The sequence below is a fragment of the Mycobacterium sp. URHB0021 genome, assembly GCF_054057895.1.
Genome location: NZ_JBSRZT010000002.1, coordinates 1,759,628 through 1,773,113 on the forward strand (window position 1 = coordinate 1,759,628; position 13,486 = coordinate 1,773,113).

14 protein-coding genes, 1 pseudogene and 1 riboswitch are annotated in these 13,486 nt (G+C 69.0%); of the genes and pseudogenes, 6 read left to right on the forward strand and 9 right to left on the reverse strand.

All coding sequences use genetic code 11. The features are described 5' to 3' along the window. Nucleotides 1–139 precede the first annotated feature (139 nt). A complete protein-coding gene (locus tag ACVWWN_RS10980; protein ID WP_457143920.1) occupies nt 140–1,588 on the reverse strand; it encodes an alpha/beta hydrolase in 1,449 nt (482 codons plus the stop codon). A gap of 60 nt (nt 1,589–1,648) precedes the next feature. Next, on the reverse strand, nt 1,649–3,907 hold the full coding sequence (locus tag ACVWWN_RS10985) for a helicase-associated domain-containing protein (protein WP_457143921.1): 2,259 nt from the start codon (nt 3,905–3,907) through the stop codon (nt 1,649–1,651). 59 nt (nt 3,908–3,966) lie between these two features. On the opposite strand from ACVWWN_RS10985, the gene ACVWWN_RS10990 reads away from it, so the two are divergent. The 4 genes and pseudogenes from ACVWWN_RS10990 (at nt 3,967) to ACVWWN_RS11005 (ending at nt 5,560) form a co-directional block, all read left to right on the forward strand. Then, entirely contained in the window at nt 3,967–4,164 is a 198-nt protein-coding gene (locus ACVWWN_RS10990) for a hypothetical protein (protein ID WP_457149079.1), read from the forward strand. A 56-nt stretch (nt 4,165–4,220) separates the two neighbouring features. Further along, nucleotides 4,221–4,662 (forward strand): annotated as a pseudogene (gene moaC, locus ACVWWN_RS10995) (cyclic pyranopterin monophosphate synthase MoaC). Next, complete coding sequence (locus ACVWWN_RS11000) at nt 4,656–5,135, forward strand: MogA/MoaB family molybdenum cofactor biosynthesis protein (RefSeq protein ID WP_457149080.1); 480 nt, start codon at nt 4,656–4,658, stop codon at nt 5,133–5,135. The pseudogene moaC and the gene ACVWWN_RS11000 overlap by 7 nt, the downstream one beginning before the upstream one ends. Continuing rightward, nucleotides 5,132–5,560: a molybdenum cofactor biosynthesis protein MoaE gene (locus ACVWWN_RS11005; RefSeq protein ID WP_457143922.1), complete on the forward strand. Its 429-nt coding sequence runs from the start codon at nt 5,132–5,134 to the stop codon at nt 5,558–5,560. The genes ACVWWN_RS11000 and ACVWWN_RS11005 overlap by 4 nt, the downstream gene beginning before the upstream one ends. A 4-nt stretch (nt 5,561–5,564) precedes the next feature. On the opposite strand, the gene ACVWWN_RS11010 is transcribed toward ACVWWN_RS11005, so the two are convergent. The 4 genes from ACVWWN_RS11010 to ACVWWN_RS11025 form a co-directional block, all read right to left on the reverse strand. Continuing rightward, complete coding sequence (locus tag ACVWWN_RS11010) at nt 5,565–6,986, reverse strand: transglycosylase family protein (RefSeq protein WP_457143923.1); 1,422 nt, start codon at nt 6,984–6,986, stop codon at nt 5,565–5,567. A 9-nt stretch (nt 6,987–6,995) separates the two neighbouring features. After that, nucleotides 6,996–7,171: riboswitch (cyclic di-AMP (ydaO/yuaA leader) on the reverse strand. A gap of 250 nt (nt 7,172–7,421) precedes the next feature. Then, a complete protein-coding gene (locus ACVWWN_RS11015) occupies nt 7,422–7,664 on the reverse strand; it encodes a MoaD/ThiS family protein (RefSeq protein WP_457143924.1) in 243 nt (80 codons plus the stop codon). A gap of 13 nt (nt 7,665–7,677) precedes the next feature. After that, on the reverse strand, nt 7,678–8,730 hold the full coding sequence (moaA, locus tag ACVWWN_RS11020; protein WP_457143925.1) for a GTP 3',8-cyclase MoaA: 1,053 nt from the start codon (nt 8,728–8,730) through the stop codon (nt 7,678–7,680). Continuing rightward, complete coding sequence (locus ACVWWN_RS11025; RefSeq protein WP_457143926.1) at nt 8,727–9,140, reverse strand: YccF domain-containing protein; 414 nt, start codon at nt 9,138–9,140, stop codon at nt 8,727–8,729. Before ACVWWN_RS11025 ends, moaA begins: the two co-directional genes overlap by 4 nt. 157 nt (nt 9,141–9,297) lie before the next feature. Between ACVWWN_RS11025 and ACVWWN_RS11030 the strand changes: the two genes are divergently transcribed. Beyond that, nucleotides 9,298–9,708, forward strand: a complete 411-nt coding sequence (locus tag ACVWWN_RS11030; protein ID WP_457149081.1) for a cold-shock protein — start codon at nt 9,298–9,300, stop codon at nt 9,706–9,708. On the opposite strand, the gene ACVWWN_RS11035 is transcribed toward ACVWWN_RS11030, so the two are convergent. After that, the gene (locus ACVWWN_RS11035; protein WP_457143927.1) at nt 9,705–10,106 is read right to left on the reverse strand and encodes a nuclear transport factor 2 family protein; all 402 of its coding nucleotides are present in this window, start codon (nt 10,104–10,106) and stop codon (nt 9,705–9,707) included. The genes ACVWWN_RS11030 and ACVWWN_RS11035 overlap by 4 nt on opposite strands. Nucleotides 10,107–10,122: 16 nt before the next feature. On the opposite strand from ACVWWN_RS11035, the gene ACVWWN_RS11040 reads away from it, so the two are divergent. Then, complete coding sequence (locus ACVWWN_RS11040; protein WP_457143928.1) at nt 10,123–11,142, forward strand: glutathione S-transferase family protein; 1,020 nt, start codon at nt 10,123–10,125, stop codon at nt 11,140–11,142. Nucleotides 11,143–11,382: 240 nt separating this feature from the next. Here the strand turns inward: ACVWWN_RS11040 and ACVWWN_RS11045 are convergent, their stop codons facing one another. Both ACVWWN_RS11045 and ACVWWN_RS11050 read right to left on the reverse strand, forming a co-directional pair. Next, nucleotides 11,383–11,865: a DUF2771 domain-containing protein gene (locus tag ACVWWN_RS11045; protein ID WP_457143929.1), complete on the reverse strand. Its 483-nt coding sequence runs from the start codon at nt 11,863–11,865 to the stop codon at nt 11,383–11,385. Continuing rightward, complete coding sequence (locus tag ACVWWN_RS11050) at nt 11,862–13,436, reverse strand: MFS transporter (RefSeq protein WP_457149082.1); 1,575 nt, start codon at nt 13,434–13,436, stop codon at nt 11,862–11,864. Before ACVWWN_RS11050 ends, ACVWWN_RS11045 begins: the two co-directional genes overlap by 4 nt. Nucleotides 13,437–13,486: the final 50 nt, after the last annotated feature.

The following is a 13,486-nucleotide window of genomic DNA, read 5'->3' on the forward strand; positions in this document are numbered from 1 at the left end:
CGGTGTCGGACGTGCCGCCATGCCGGGACCGAGAAGGCGTTCAGGCTGTGCCGGGCGTGGAGCGATCACTGCGAATGCCTGCTGACTGCATTGTTCGCTTGGACGGCGCTGGTCATCAGTGCCCAACGCGATCTTGAGATCAGTGCGTCGCAGCTTGAAGTGGAGTGCCCACCGGCCCCGGCGCCGCGCCCCCGCCCGGCAGCGGGATCTTCGGCACGTCCGGCGTGCCGATTTCGCCGGCCAGCCACGGCAGGGATTTGGTGAACACCGCCGTGGCGAACGGCCAGTCGTGTTTGCCAGGGGAGGCCACGATCGCGCAGGCGATCCCGTTCGCGCGGCCGAGGCTGCACAGCGAGTTCGCGGCTTCTGTCTGGTCGCCAGGGTTGCCCGCCGCGTCCTGCCCACCGAGGCCGACGGCGTCTGGGTTGGCCGGTCCCTTCCGCTGCGTGGGTGCGTCCGACGAGATCGCGAACCACCCGGCCATGCCGCGGTAGGGGCCGTGCTTGGTGATCACCGTGGTCGGGTCGTAGACCGGCCACGCCGCGGCGTTTCCGCCGTAGATCCGCGCGATCGTCTGCTCCTTGGTGCCCGCGTTGGGTCCCGTGTCGCCGGCGATGTCGACGAACGTGCTGAACAGCTCGGGATGCATCACGGTCAGGTCCACCGCGCAGGTGCCGCCCATCGACCAGCCCAGGACACCCCAGTTGGCGCTGGCGGTGCTCACCCCGAACGTGGACTCGACGTACGGCGGGACATCCTTGGTGAGGTGGTCGGCGACATTGCCGCGCGGTCCGTTCACACATTCGGTGTCGTTGTTGAACGAGCCGCCGACGTCGACGAAGACGAACACCGGAGCGTTACCTCCGTGTGTCGCGGCGAACGCGTCGATGGTGGCGATCGCGTTCCCGGTGCGCGGCCAGTCGGCGGGAGTGTTGAACTCACCGGCGATCATCATGACGACGGGCAGCTTGGGTGTCGTCTTGCCGCCGAACCACGCGGGCGGCAGGTACACCAACTCGGTCCGGTGCTTGAAATGTGACGCGTCGGAGGGGATGGTCACCGGGACCAGCGCCCCGTGGGTGGGCACCGTGCCATCGCGTCGCATGGCTGTGACGGTGGCCATATCGGTCTCGTCGGGCAGCGGACCGGCGGTCAACTCGTTCCAGGCGATCTGGACGGTCGGGAAATAGCCGACCCACAGGTTGAGCGCCACCCCGGCGCTGAGCAGACACAGCGGCACGGCCAGCAGCGACACCGCCCGGCGGCGCCACCGGATGCCACGCCAACCGAGGGCCGCGACCGTCAGCGCAACGCCGGTCAGGCCGACCCAGACCCAGAGCGACGACGGGGCGGGATCACCCGCGAGGCCCTGCGAATCGACATACCAGTGCGCCCAGGCCGCAAGGAGCAGACCGATGACGACCGCCACCGGCAGCCAAACCAGCCGCCAGCGCCGGGAACGCCACCCGACGGCCACCACCAGCACCACGGCCGCGACGGCCTGGATCACCAGCGGAAGCCAGCCGTGCAGCAAAGACAGGCCGTGTCGGTATGGCGCCTGTGCGGCTTCGCTTAATAGCGTTGTCACACAGCCATGTTCACGGAGACTCCTGTGAATTGGCTGTCTTGCACCCGGCCGCCGGGTCGATTATTTTTCGTCCGCCGACACCACCGACGTGACGCGGTGGATCGCGAACTCCCGTACCCGGCCGGACGCCGGATCGTAGGCGGTGAGCTGGCCGCCGCGGATATTGATCGGCGCGACCACCCGCTGGGTGGCCACCCCGGCAGGGTCGACGTAGCCGATCACGACCGAGGTCTGCAGATGCGCGGCCTCCTGCAGCTGCGAGATCGCCACCGTCGGGTCCAGCCGCATGCTTGAGGACGGCGTGGCGGCGACCTTGCGGAGCACGGCGACGATCGCTCCCAGCGTCTGGCTGGTGGGAGCGACGGTCGGCCGGTGGGCTCGGCGGCGCGGTGGCGCGGGAACCCGTGCGCCCCTGGCGCGGATGTCGACGATCGTGCCCGTCGAATCCTCGGCGGCGGGCGCGAAACCCGCGTCGCGCAATGCACCGAGTACCTCGTAGATGGGCGCCTGCGATACCGCGACCGTGGGGGCGAGCAGACGCATCTCGAGCGGTTCGGTCGCCGGCGCCGCCACGGCCTGCGCCAGCAGCGCGGGATCCTCGCAACGCACGAACGACGCCGCCATGCCGACCCGCAGCTGTCCGTGGCGCCGCGCGACATCGTCGATCAGATAGGTCAGTCCTTGCGGTACAGGTGTTTTGGAGTGCCTCGCGAAAAGTGCGTGCAGCTCGCCCGCGGTGCGCCCGGTATCCAGGGCACGCCGGATCGAAGCCTCGCTGATGCGGTACACCATCGCCGCGCCCGCCGACTCCACCGTGGCGACGGATCCCAGTTGTTCGGCCAGGTCACGCTCCAGCGGGCCGGGCACGATCACCGTCAGGTCGGCCTGCAGCAGGAAGTGGTCGATCGGCTTGGGCAGCACCTTTCCCATCGCGGTGATGACGTCCTCGGACGGGTCGCCGGCGAGCAGCCGGCGGATCGGCGTGGACAGGGCGCCGCGGCCCACCACGCCCAGCGCATGCGCCTCGGTCAGCAGCTCGCCCACCGGCGCCGGCTGCAGGCGTATCGCCCAGCGCGGCCGCCGCCAGATCATCGCGCGCGACGCCTCCCCGGCGTCCACGCCGGACCCCGCTGGCAGGCCCTGCAGCACTGCCAGCAGAAGCCGGCGATCCAGTGGCGCCGCCGTGGAGAACAGCGAATCCGACAGTGCGGCATAAGGTTTGCCGTCGGGTCCGCGGCTGCCGACCAACCCCGGCCGGGCCGGGAGGTCAAGCCACGTCGACACGAGGGTGTGCCACTTCACCGCGGTGGGGGACTCGACGAAGCGGTCTGCGGCCACCGTCGGTGCCCAGTACGGGCCGGCGCCGTCGTCGCGGGGATCCGGTTCGGGCAGGCCGGCCGCGATCAGCCCGGCCGCCGACGACACCTCGAGGATCAGGCCGAGTCGTGCCTCGTCGATGCCGGTCAGCTTGGTCAGCCGCTTGACGTCGCGAACGCCCAGCCCTCCGCTGCGCAGCTCGGGAACCGGTGTGGCGCCGAGGGTTTCGAGTACCAGCTCGACCTCGCGCAGCAGGTCGATCGCGGCGCCGGCGGCCACCGCGTTGACGTCGGCGACGGTGGTGGTGGACACGACCGCGTCCGGTTCGACCAGCGACACGGGTCCGGGCAGCTCGCCGCGCATCACCTGACCCACCAGCCGGGGCAGGATCACGGTGTCGGCGTCGACCTGACGGAGCAGGCCGGCGGCCAGCAGTCGCTGCACCGGGCGGTCCGGCGGCGTGCCCGGTGCGGCGTCGCGGGTGCGCCCCATCGGTGACCCTTCGAGCAGCTTCCGCAACAGGTCCAGCTGTGCCTCGTCGAGCGCGGCGAGCCGGGCGCCGATCTCCTCCGCGGTGTCGAGGGTGACCTCGACCGCCGCCTGGCCCGGATACCACGGCAGGCCGGCGACCACCTCCGCCGCCACCCGCACGGCGGGATCGCCCCAGACCAGTGCGCGCGCGCGCAGATCGTCGATCGCCGCGCTGACGGCACTCTCGGAGGCCCGCTCGCCGATCAGTTCCAGCAACTTGGTCACGGGCACGGCGTTGGTGTCGGCGTGCAGCACGAGCAGGGCATCGAGAACCGCCAGGCGCAGGAAGTCCAACTCGTCGGTGGCGGCCTTGACCGACTGGCGCGCCTGCGCGCGCGCGGCCAGTGCAGCGATGGTGCCGGGCGGCGGCTGGGTGAGGTCGGGCCGCAACTCCAGCAGCCGGATGAGCCGCTCATCGTCAAGCGCGGCCAGCCAGGCGCCCAGCGGGACGCCCGGAGTAGTTTCGGTCATTGCTGACCAGCGTAAAGCAGCCCGCCGGTGTCGCCACTGGCCGCTGCGCCTGCCACAATGTGCACGTGGCTGACAACAAAGGGAAGAACCGCTACGTCGACCCGGGCTGGCCCGAGACCGACGGCGAGGATGATCACGCGGTCAGCGAGCTGGCTACCGACCGAACCGGCGCGCTGTCGCCGTTCGGCGACCTGGCGTTTCCGCTGCCGGCCGATGACCTGCCGTACACCCACCCCGTCACGGTGGTTAACAAGTAACGGTGACCGACCCGGCGCACCGCCTCTCGCACCTCGACGAAACGGGTGCGGCGCACATGGTCGACGTGACCGGCAAGGACGTCACCAAGCGCACAGCCGTCGCCTCGGGCATGCTGCACACCCGGCCTGACGTCGTCGCGCTGATCGCGTCGGGCGGGCTGCCCAAGGGCGATGCACTGGCCACCGCGCGGGTGGGCGGGGATCCTCGCCGCGAAACGGACCAGCGATCTCATTCCGCTGTGTCACCAACTGGCCCTCACGGGAGTCGACATCGACTTCGACATCGGCGACGCCGCCGGCCCGGGAACGGTCGGCATCACCGCCACGGTGCGCAGCACAGACCGCACCGGGGTCGAGATGGAGGCGTTGACCGCCGTCAGCGTGGCGGCCCTGACCGTCTACGACATGATCAAGGCGGTGGACCCGGCGGCAGCCATCGACGGTATTCGGGTGCTGCGAAAAGAGGGCGGCAAGACCGGGACATGGACGAGATGCTGAGAACCGGCCGGGTCGTCATCGCTTCCACGCGGGCCGCCGCGGGTGTCTACGAGGACCGCACGGGGCCGATCATCGTCGACTGGCTCACCCAGCGCGGCATCGAGACACCAGCGCCCGTCGTCGTCGCCGACGGCAGCGGGGTCAATCACGCGCTGTTCGCCGCGGTCGGTGAAAAGGTCGACGTGATAATCACTTCCGGCGGCACCGGCATATCGCCGACGGACGGAACCGCCGATGCGACGGCCAACATCGTCGATTACCAGATTCCTGGCCTGGCCGACGCGATCAGGAGATCGGGTCTGCCGCACGTGCCGACCTCGGTGCTGTCCCGCGGCGTGTGCGGCGTCAGGGATGGCACGCTGATCGTGAACCTGCCCGGCTCGCCCGGCGGGGTCAAAGACGGCCTGAGGGTGCTCGACGACGTGCTCGAGCACGCCCTGGACCAGCTCCACGGAAAGGACCACTCGCGATGACGGCCGTCGTGCTCCGGGCAGCGCTGACCGATCAGCCGATCGAGTTGGTCGAGCATGACTCGTTGGTGGCACATGTGGCCTCCGGCGCCGTGGTGGCATTCGCCGGTGTCGTGCGCGATCACGACGGCGGGCGGAACGTCACCAGGCTCGAGTACTCCGCGCACCCCACGGCGCAACAGACGTTGGCAGACGTGGCGGCCGAGATCGCCGGCGATTGTCACGGTGTCCGGGCGATCGCCGTCAGCCACCGGATCGGCAGCCTGCAGATCGGGGACGCCGCCCTGGTGGCAGCCGTATCGGCGGATCACCGCGGAGCGGCGTTCGAGACGTGCGAGCGCCTTGTGGACGCGGTGAAGGCGCGGCTACCGGTGTGGAAGCACCAGTTCTTCGCCGACGGCTCCGACGAATGGGTCGGTTCCGCCTGAACGCTCAGGCGGGCGGCAGGACCGGCGCCGCGTCGGGCGCGGGCGCGGCCATCGGGGCGAGCGCCGGGACGGGGCCGGGCGCAGCGGCGGGATCGGCCGGTGGCGCCGGGGTGACGGGCACGTTCGGGCCAGGAGGCTGATCCGGGTACGGCGTGTCCAACCCCCGCTGGGAGAGCCCCATGATCAACGCTTCCTTACCGCTGATGTCATGGTCCTGGACCGCTTGCCACAGGTCCTTGAGGTAGCTGACGTTGGGGTTGTCGTCGGGCACTGCGTTCGGATCCATCGTGGAGCCCGGCGGCAGGCTGTCCGGGCTCGGAAGGTGCGGCATGCCGTCCGGAAGCGCAGGCAGCGCAGCAGCCGGGTCGGTCATCGCCTGGTTGGCCGCGTCGAGGGCCGGACCCGGGATGTTGACCGCGTTGAGCGGGGCCAGCGGGTCGGCAGCGGGCGGGGCCGCCGCATCCCCCGGCGCGGGCGGCGCCGGGGGAGCCGGTTGGGCGGGCGGAAGCGGCGGCAGATCAGGGGTGTCGAGCGGCGCGGGCGCGTGCAGGGCCCACACCTGGGGCTGGTCCGGCGCGGGTGCACCGGCGTCCCAGTTGTCGGCCGGGGCCGCAACCGGGTCGATGACCGGCGCGGCATCAGCGGGCAGCGGGGCGTCGGGCGGCGGAGCGTCGGCAGGAGGAGGAGGCAGCGGCGCGTCGAGCGGCACAGTGAGTGCGGTGTCGATCACGGGCGCCTGGTCGGCGGGCGGCGGCGGAGGTAGGGGCGCGTCCAGCGGGGCCACGTCGGCCGGAGGGGCGTCGGGCGGCGGCGGAGGTAGGGGCGCGTCCAGCGGGGCCACGTCGGCCGGAGGGGCGTCGGGCGGCGGAGCGTCGGCGGGAGGAGGAGGCAGCGGCGCATCCGGTGGCGGCGCGTCGGGCAGCGGGGCGGACAGCGCATCGAACGGCGCGGCGTCGGGAGCCGGGGGCGGTGCGGAGGGGTCGAGCGGCGGCGGGGGCGGCAGTTCACCGTTGACCCCGGAGGCATCAAGAGCCTTGGGCTCCTCGATGACGTTGCGCGGAGTCGCGCCGGAGAGCCCTGTGCCGCAGACGGGCCACGCACCCTTGCCCTGGGTGGCGAGCACGCGCTCGGCGACGGCGATCTGTTCTTCCTTGGTGGCCATGTGGGCGGAGGGTGCGTACTCGCCACCGCCGTGCGACGACCAGGTGCTCGGCGAGAATTGAAGACCGCCCTGATAGCCGTTGCCGGTGTTGATGGACCAGTTGCCGCTGGATTCGCAGCTGGCGACTCTGTCCCATTCGCCGTCGGTCGCGGCGCCGGCGTGCCCGGCGAGGGCGAGGCTTCCGCCTCCGATGACCGCGCCGGTAAAGGCGATCTTCGCGACGCTTACTGAAGAAGCAGTGGGCTTACGGTGCCGTCCACTCATAGGTGCGCTAAGTCCTCTCTTCGCGCCCGCGAGGTCAGCTGTCGGGTTCGGGCTGGAGAGGTCGCCCGGCCGGCTCGTCCGAAGACAATGCCGGCTTCACCCCTAGGAACCGCAAGCGGCTCCTGGTCCTGTCGGTGGACCGGTGGGTCCCCCGCCTCCATCCAAGTTGTTGTCGTTGGCCACGCCCGGATCGGATGGAGCTCGGCGCAGATCGGGCGCGGCGGGCCACCCGATTGAGGTCGAGGGGCTTGGGAGATGACCGTAACGGGTAGTCGTATTCCCGTCGAATTCTGCCGATGTCGGCGATTCCCGGGGCGGCAAAATCTAATGAACTTCTAAAACCGCAGGAGACTTCGGCGTTCTCGCAGGTGCCGGTGGATATGTAACGGACCGTAGCCAGCTTGTGACCATTTTGTTATGTGACGTAAATCACGTCTAGCCGCCGGCAAACGGCGGAAGAACATCGACGGTTTGCGCGTCGCGCAACTTGATTCCCAAGTCCCGCACCGCAATTCCGTCGCAGAGGTATGAGCATCGGCTCAGCACCTTGGCGAGCTCTGGATCGCGTTTGCCAAGATCGAGTAGGAGCGACGCCACCGTAGTACCGGGCGCAATGCCGATGATCTCGTCATCCATGCCCGCGGCCGCACGCGCCGCGGCGAAGTATCGGACCGTCACTTTGGTAGCCAACTCAGCCGCCGATCGCGCTCATCGGTCGGTCGGGTTGCACGAACCCGGGGTCGTTGATGCCGTGCCCGGCGGCCTTGACCCACATCGTGGCGCGCCACGCGGCGATCAGCGCCTCGTCGTCGGCTCCCGCCCGCATCAGACGCCGCAAGTCGGTCTCGTGCCGGGCGAACAGGCAGTTGCGGACCTGTCCGTCTGCGGTGAGCCGGGTGCGGTCACACGCTGAGCAGAACGCGTGCGAGACCGAGGCGATGACGCCGACCTTGCCCCGGCCACCGTCGACGTCCCACAGCTCCGCGGGCGCCGAACCGCGCGGCACCGGGTCCGGCTGGAGGTCGAAATGACGGCGTAGGGCCGCGAGCACGTCGTCGGCGGCGATGGCCTTGCCGCGCTGCCACTCGTGGCCGGCGTCGAGCGGCATCTGCTCGATGATCCGCAGCTGATATCCGTGGTCGAGGGTGAACCGCAGCAGCGCCACCGCATCATCCAGCCCGGTGACCGGATCCAGCACCGCATTCACCTTCACCGGGTCAAGCCCGGCCGCCTTGGCCGCCTCGAGGCCGGCCAGCACGTCGTGCAGCCGGTCGCGGCGGGTGATGCGGGCAAACCGCGCGGCGTCGACCGTGTCGAGCGACACGTTGATCCGGTCCAGGCCGGCCCGTTTCAGCTTGTCCGCCCGCTTGTCCAGCCCGATGCCGTTGGTGGTCAACGTGATTTCGGGGCGGGGCCGCAGCGCGGCGGCGGCGGCCACGACCTCCTCGAGATGCCTGGCCACCAACGGTTCACCGCCGGTGAAGCGGACGCTGGTGATGCCGAGGCGGGTGACGGCGATGCGCAGCAGGCGGGTCAGCTCATCGGTGCGCAGCAGTTGCTCGCCGGGCATCCAGTTCAGCCCCTCGGCCGGCATGCAGTACGTGCAGCGCAGATTGCAGCGGTCGGTCAGCGATACCCGCAGGTCGGTGGCGACGCGGCCGAAGGTGTCGATCAGCGGACCATCGGTGGGCATCCCCACTGCGGGGCGCTGCACCGACGGAACGCCGAGCGCGGTGACGGTCACGCCGCCGCCCGGAAAGGATCGGAGACGGCACGCGCCTGGTCGACGGGCACGATTTCCTTGCCGAGCGGAAACAGCGACACCGGGACGAGCTTGAGATTGGCCAGCGCCAGTGGGATGCCGATGATCGTGATCGCCATTGCGATCGCGCTGACGACATGGCCGATCGCCAACCAGATGCCGAACAGGACGACCCAGATGACATTGCCGACCAGTGCTCCCGGGCGGGTGCCGGGCTTGTCGACGATGGTGCGGCCGAATGGCCACAGGGCATATGACGCGATTCGGAGCGCGGCGATTCCGAACGGGATCGTCACGATGAGGACGAAGCAGATGAGGGCGGCCAGTAGATAGCCAAGCGCCAGCCACAAGCCGCCAAAGATCAACCAGACGATATTCAGGATCAGGCGCATCTCTTCCTCCAGCGGTGGCTCCAGACTACCGACAAAGGGGGTGATAGCCGTGGCGGCCTCCGAGTAAGATCACGTCCACGCGTCCCGATTGCAGGCGGGACGCTTTCTCGTGTTGGACATGTTGAGACGCTTCCTAGAAGACAAGCAGGTGAGAGCAGTGCCGACCGGCCGGGTTAAGTGGTACGACGCCGAAAAGGGCTTCGGCTTTCTGTCGCAGGAGGAGGGCGAGGACGTCTACGTCCGCTCCTCGGCGTTGCCCGCCGGTGTCGAGGGCCTCAAAGCGGGCCAACGCGTCGAATTCGGCGTGGCCGCAGGCCGTCGTGGCCCGCAGGCGTTGAGCCTCAAGATCATCGATCCGCCCCCGAGTCTGACCCGGACCCGTCGCGAGGCGGCCGCGGCCGAGCACAAGCACACGCCCGACGAGCTTCACGGCATGGTCGAGGACATGATCACCCTGCTGGAGGGTGCCGTGCAGCCGGAGTTGCGCAAGGGCCGCTACCCGGACCGCAAGGTCGCACGCCGGGTCTCGGAAGTGGTGCGCGCCGTCGCGAGCGAACTCGACGCCTAGTCCGTTTCGTAGTCGTCGAACGCCGCAAGATCGGCCCAGTTCGGATAGGTCAGCTCCCAGACCGTCTCTATCCGTCCACGGCGGTGTGCGGCGATGAGCACGACCTCGATCCGGGTGGGTTCCTCCCCGGGCCGGGAAGTGGTGATCCACAGCCGTTCGGCCACCTTGCCGGTGCCTTCGGAATCGACATCGCTGACCCAAGCCTGCTCGTCTTTATCGAATGCGTAGGCGATGTCGGTGGCGTAGATCTTGCGATGCTCGGCGGCGAACGACGCGTAGTCCTGCCTGATGCCGTTGCTGAACATCCCGAATCCGGGATCGTGGAACCTGTCGATGAAGTCGGCGTTCTTGTGCGCGACCATTTCGTCGAACATCGTCTTCAGCGCGGCGACGGTCATGGACCACACTGTAGGCATGGCCTCCTACGTCGCCGACAAATCCACCTCTAATGGCGAATACGATCGTGACACCGACTACATCACCACCCGGATCACAGCCGATGGGCGCGACGGCTACCCGGTCGAGCCGGACCGGTACCGGCTGATCGTCGCCAGGGCCTGCCCGTGGGCGAACCGCGCGATCATCGTGCGCCGCTTGCTGGGCCTGGAAGACGTTCTGTCGATCGGTTTTTGCGGACCGACCCACGACGAGCGCAGCTGGACGTTCGATCTGGACCCGGGCGGTCTCGACCCGGTGCTGAAGATCCCGCGCCTGCGCGACGCCTACCTGAAGCGGGTTCCGGACTACCCCAAGGGCATCACCGTGCCCGCCGTCGTCGACGTGCCGACAGGTGAGGTGGTGACCAACGACTTCGCCCAGATGACGTTGGACTTCTCCACCGAGTGGACGGAATACCACCGCGACGGCGCCCCGCAGCTGTACCCGGAGCCCCTGCGCGACGAGATCGACGAAGTCGCCAAGCGCATCTACACCGAGGTGAACAACGGCGTCTACCGGTGCGGCTTCGCGGGTTCGCAGAGCGCCTACGAGAAGGGCTTCGACCGATTGTTCACCGCGCTGGACTGGCTCACGGAACGGCTGACGGATCGGCGTTACCTCGTCGGTGACACCATCACCGAAGCCGACGTCCGGCTGTTCACCACGCTGGCGCGCTTCGACGCCGTCTACCACGGCCATTTCAAGACCAACCGGCAGAAGCTCTCGGAGATGCCGGTGCTGTGGGCCTACGCGCGAGACCTTTTCCAGACCCCGGGGTTCGGTGACACCATCGATTTCGTGCAGATCAAGCAGCACTACTACATCGTGCACAAGGACATCAATCCGACCCAGATCGTCCCCAAGGGGCCGGACCTCTCGAATTGGCTTACTTCGCACGGCCGAGAGGCATTGGGCGGCAAGCCGTTCGGTGACGGGACCCCGCCCGGCCCGCCGGTGGAGACCGAACGCGTGCCCGCCGGCGACGGGGCCGACTAGGGCTGATGGTCGGTCTCCTCAACGCGGCTCGTGCCTCCCCGCTTGATCGTCGACCGACTAGGGCTGATGGTCGGTCTCCTCAACGCGGCTCGTGCCTCCCCGCTTGATCGTCGACCGACTAGGGCTGATGGTCGGTCTCCTCAACGCGGCTCGTGCCTCCCCGCTTGATCGTCGACCGACTAGGGCTGATGGTCGGTCTCCTCAACGCGGCTCGTGCCTCCCCGCTTGATCGTCGACCGACTAGGGCCACACCGTCTTGATCGACCACTCGGCATGCGAGAGCCGGAATTCGTTACCGGCCTCGTCGCGGACCAGAGTGGGCAGTTGCACGACGATGCCGATCAGCTTGCCGCGATGCGGGTCGACGGTGGGAATGGTGACTGCGAGCCTGGTGTCTGGCTTGAACTCCTCGGCCACGTCGGAACCCTCGTATGCCCGACCGAGGATCCACGGCGCGCGTGCGATCGCCGGCGGCACGGACAACTGAACGGGAAACCGGGCGTCGACCGCGAGTTGGCCGATCGTTTCGGGGTTTTCGCACTCATCGAGACGCAACACATTGCAGTAGCGATACGGCCCGACCGTGGCCAATTCGCCGTGCGAGTATGCGCTGATCTCCGGAAAGTCAGGACCGTGGCCGCGGCTGAGCCGCCAGACCAGCACCCCCGTGGCCGCCGACGCGACGATCACCACGACCGCCAGTACGGCGAGAACGCGTTTCACTCCGGCGCCACCGCCGCGGGATCCGTCAGGCCGCCTTCCTGTTCGGCGAGCACCGGACGGTTGCCGCCGAACCCTGGAATCAACGACTCGCCGTAGTAACTGACGATCGTCTGGGCGAGACCGAGGATGAGCACCGCGGTGATCGTGGTGAAACCCACCCACAGTTCGGTGTAGATCAGCACGCCGGTGGCACCGCCGGTGACCCAGGCCAACTGCAGCAGCGACTCCGAGCGACCGAACGCCGACGCGCGCGACTCCTCGGGCAGATCATCCTGCAGCGACGCGTCCAGGGACGCTTTCGCGATCGCCGCCGCCGCGGAGGTGACCAGCGTCGCGAGCGCGGCCACCATCAGGGTGCCGGTCAGCGCGGCGGTCAGCGCCAGCGCCGTCACTGCGATCGTGCAGCGCACCACCAGCAGTGCCGGGTAGCCGAGTTTGAGCCGTGCCGCGGTGAAGTTGCCGCCGAAATTTCCGATCGCGGCGGCCGCGCCGATCACGCCGAGAATCCGCAGCTGCTCCCAGCCGCTGGCGTCGTGCGACTTGGCGACGAACGCCGGGTAGAGGAACAGGAATCCGACCATCACCTTGATGGTGCAGTTGCCCCACAATGCGGTGATGATGTTGCGGCCCAACGGTTGCCGCGCAGCCGCCCGCACCCCGCGATGTTCGGGGTGCCGCCTCAACTCCCCGCTTCGTCCGTGATAGGTCAGCTTGGTGGGCACCTCGCCCGCGGTCACCTCGACCCACTTCGGGATCCGCATCGCCAGGGCCGCGCCGGCCACCGTGACCGCGACGACCACGTATAACGCGCCGGGCATGCGGAACAGGTTGAGCGCCCACTCCGCGCCCGCGGCGATCGCGCCGCCGACCATCGTTCCGCCGAGCAGGCCGAACGTCGTCAGCCGTGAGTTCACCCGCACCAGGTCGATGGTCGGGGGCAGTACGCGCGGGGTGACGGCACTGCGCAACACGCTGAAAGACTTCGACAGCACCATCATTCCGAGCGCGCACGGGTACAGCACCCACGACGGGTAGCTGCCGCTGGCGCCGTCGTAGTTGAAGATGAGCACCACCGCGAGCGCGGTGCGCAACATGAACGACGTCGCCAGTGCGATCCGGCGACCATGCTGCAACCGGTCCAGCGCCGGGCCGATCAGCGGGGCGATGACGGCGAACGGCGCGATGGTGATCAGCAGGTAGAGCGCGACCTTGCTCTTGCTTTCGCCCGAGGCCGCCGCGAAGAACAGCGTGTTGGCCAGCGCCACCGCCATCGCGGCGTCGACGGCGAAGTTCGCCACCACCGGCCACGTCAGCGCGGTCAGCCCGGATTTGTCGGCGCCGTCCGCAGTCGCAGCCCGATGCACCAGGCCGTACATCTTCGATCCCATCTCGCGGCTGCGTTGGGCGGCCGCCCGGGTGACGGTGACTTTCTCGCCGGCACCCGAACCGATGCGGGACGACCGGGAGTCCCGGGAGGACCGATCGTCCAACGGGGGCAGCCACCGGTTGGCGCTCGGTGTCGGCGAGGAGCGCCGCGGGTAGCCCACCCCGTCGCTCGGGTAGTTGGCCATCCCCGGATGCTCTTCGTCGGCACCCGGCGGCGGGCGAGGCGGGTAATAGC

What these genes read in the sequence shown, in the direction of transcription:
- ACVWWN_RS10985 (WP_457143921.1), bottom strand. Translation starts at nt 3,907, where the DNA reads ATGACCGAAACTACTCCGGGCGTCCCGCTGGGCGCCTGGCTGGCCGCG.
- ACVWWN_RS11000 (WP_457149080.1), top strand. Translation starts at nt 4,656, where the DNA reads ATGCTGAGAACCGGCCGGGTCGTCATCGCTTCCACGCGGGCCGCCGCG.
- ACVWWN_RS11005 (WP_457143922.1), top strand. Translation starts at nt 5,132, where the DNA reads ATGACGGCCGTCGTGCTCCGGGCAGCGCTGACCGATCAGCCGATCGAG.
- ACVWWN_RS11010 (WP_457143923.1), bottom strand. Translation starts at nt 6,986, where the DNA reads ATGAGTGGACGGCACCGTAAGCCCACTGCTTCTTCAGTAAGCGTCGCG.
- ACVWWN_RS11025 (WP_457143926.1), bottom strand. Translation starts at nt 9,140, where the DNA reads ATGCGCCTGATCCTGAATATCGTCTGGTTGATCTTTGGCGGCTTGTGG.
- ACVWWN_RS11035 (WP_457143927.1), bottom strand. Translation starts at nt 10,106, where the DNA reads ATGACCGTCGCCGCGCTGAAGACGATGTTCGACGAAATGGTCGCGCAC.
- ACVWWN_RS11040 (WP_457143928.1), top strand. Translation starts at nt 10,123, where the DNA reads ATGGCCTCCTACGTCGCCGACAAATCCACCTCTAATGGCGAATACGAT.
- ACVWWN_RS11050 (WP_457149082.1), bottom strand. Translation starts at nt 13,436, where the DNA reads ATGGCCAACTACCCGAGCGACGGGGTGGGCTACCCGCGGCGCTCCTCG.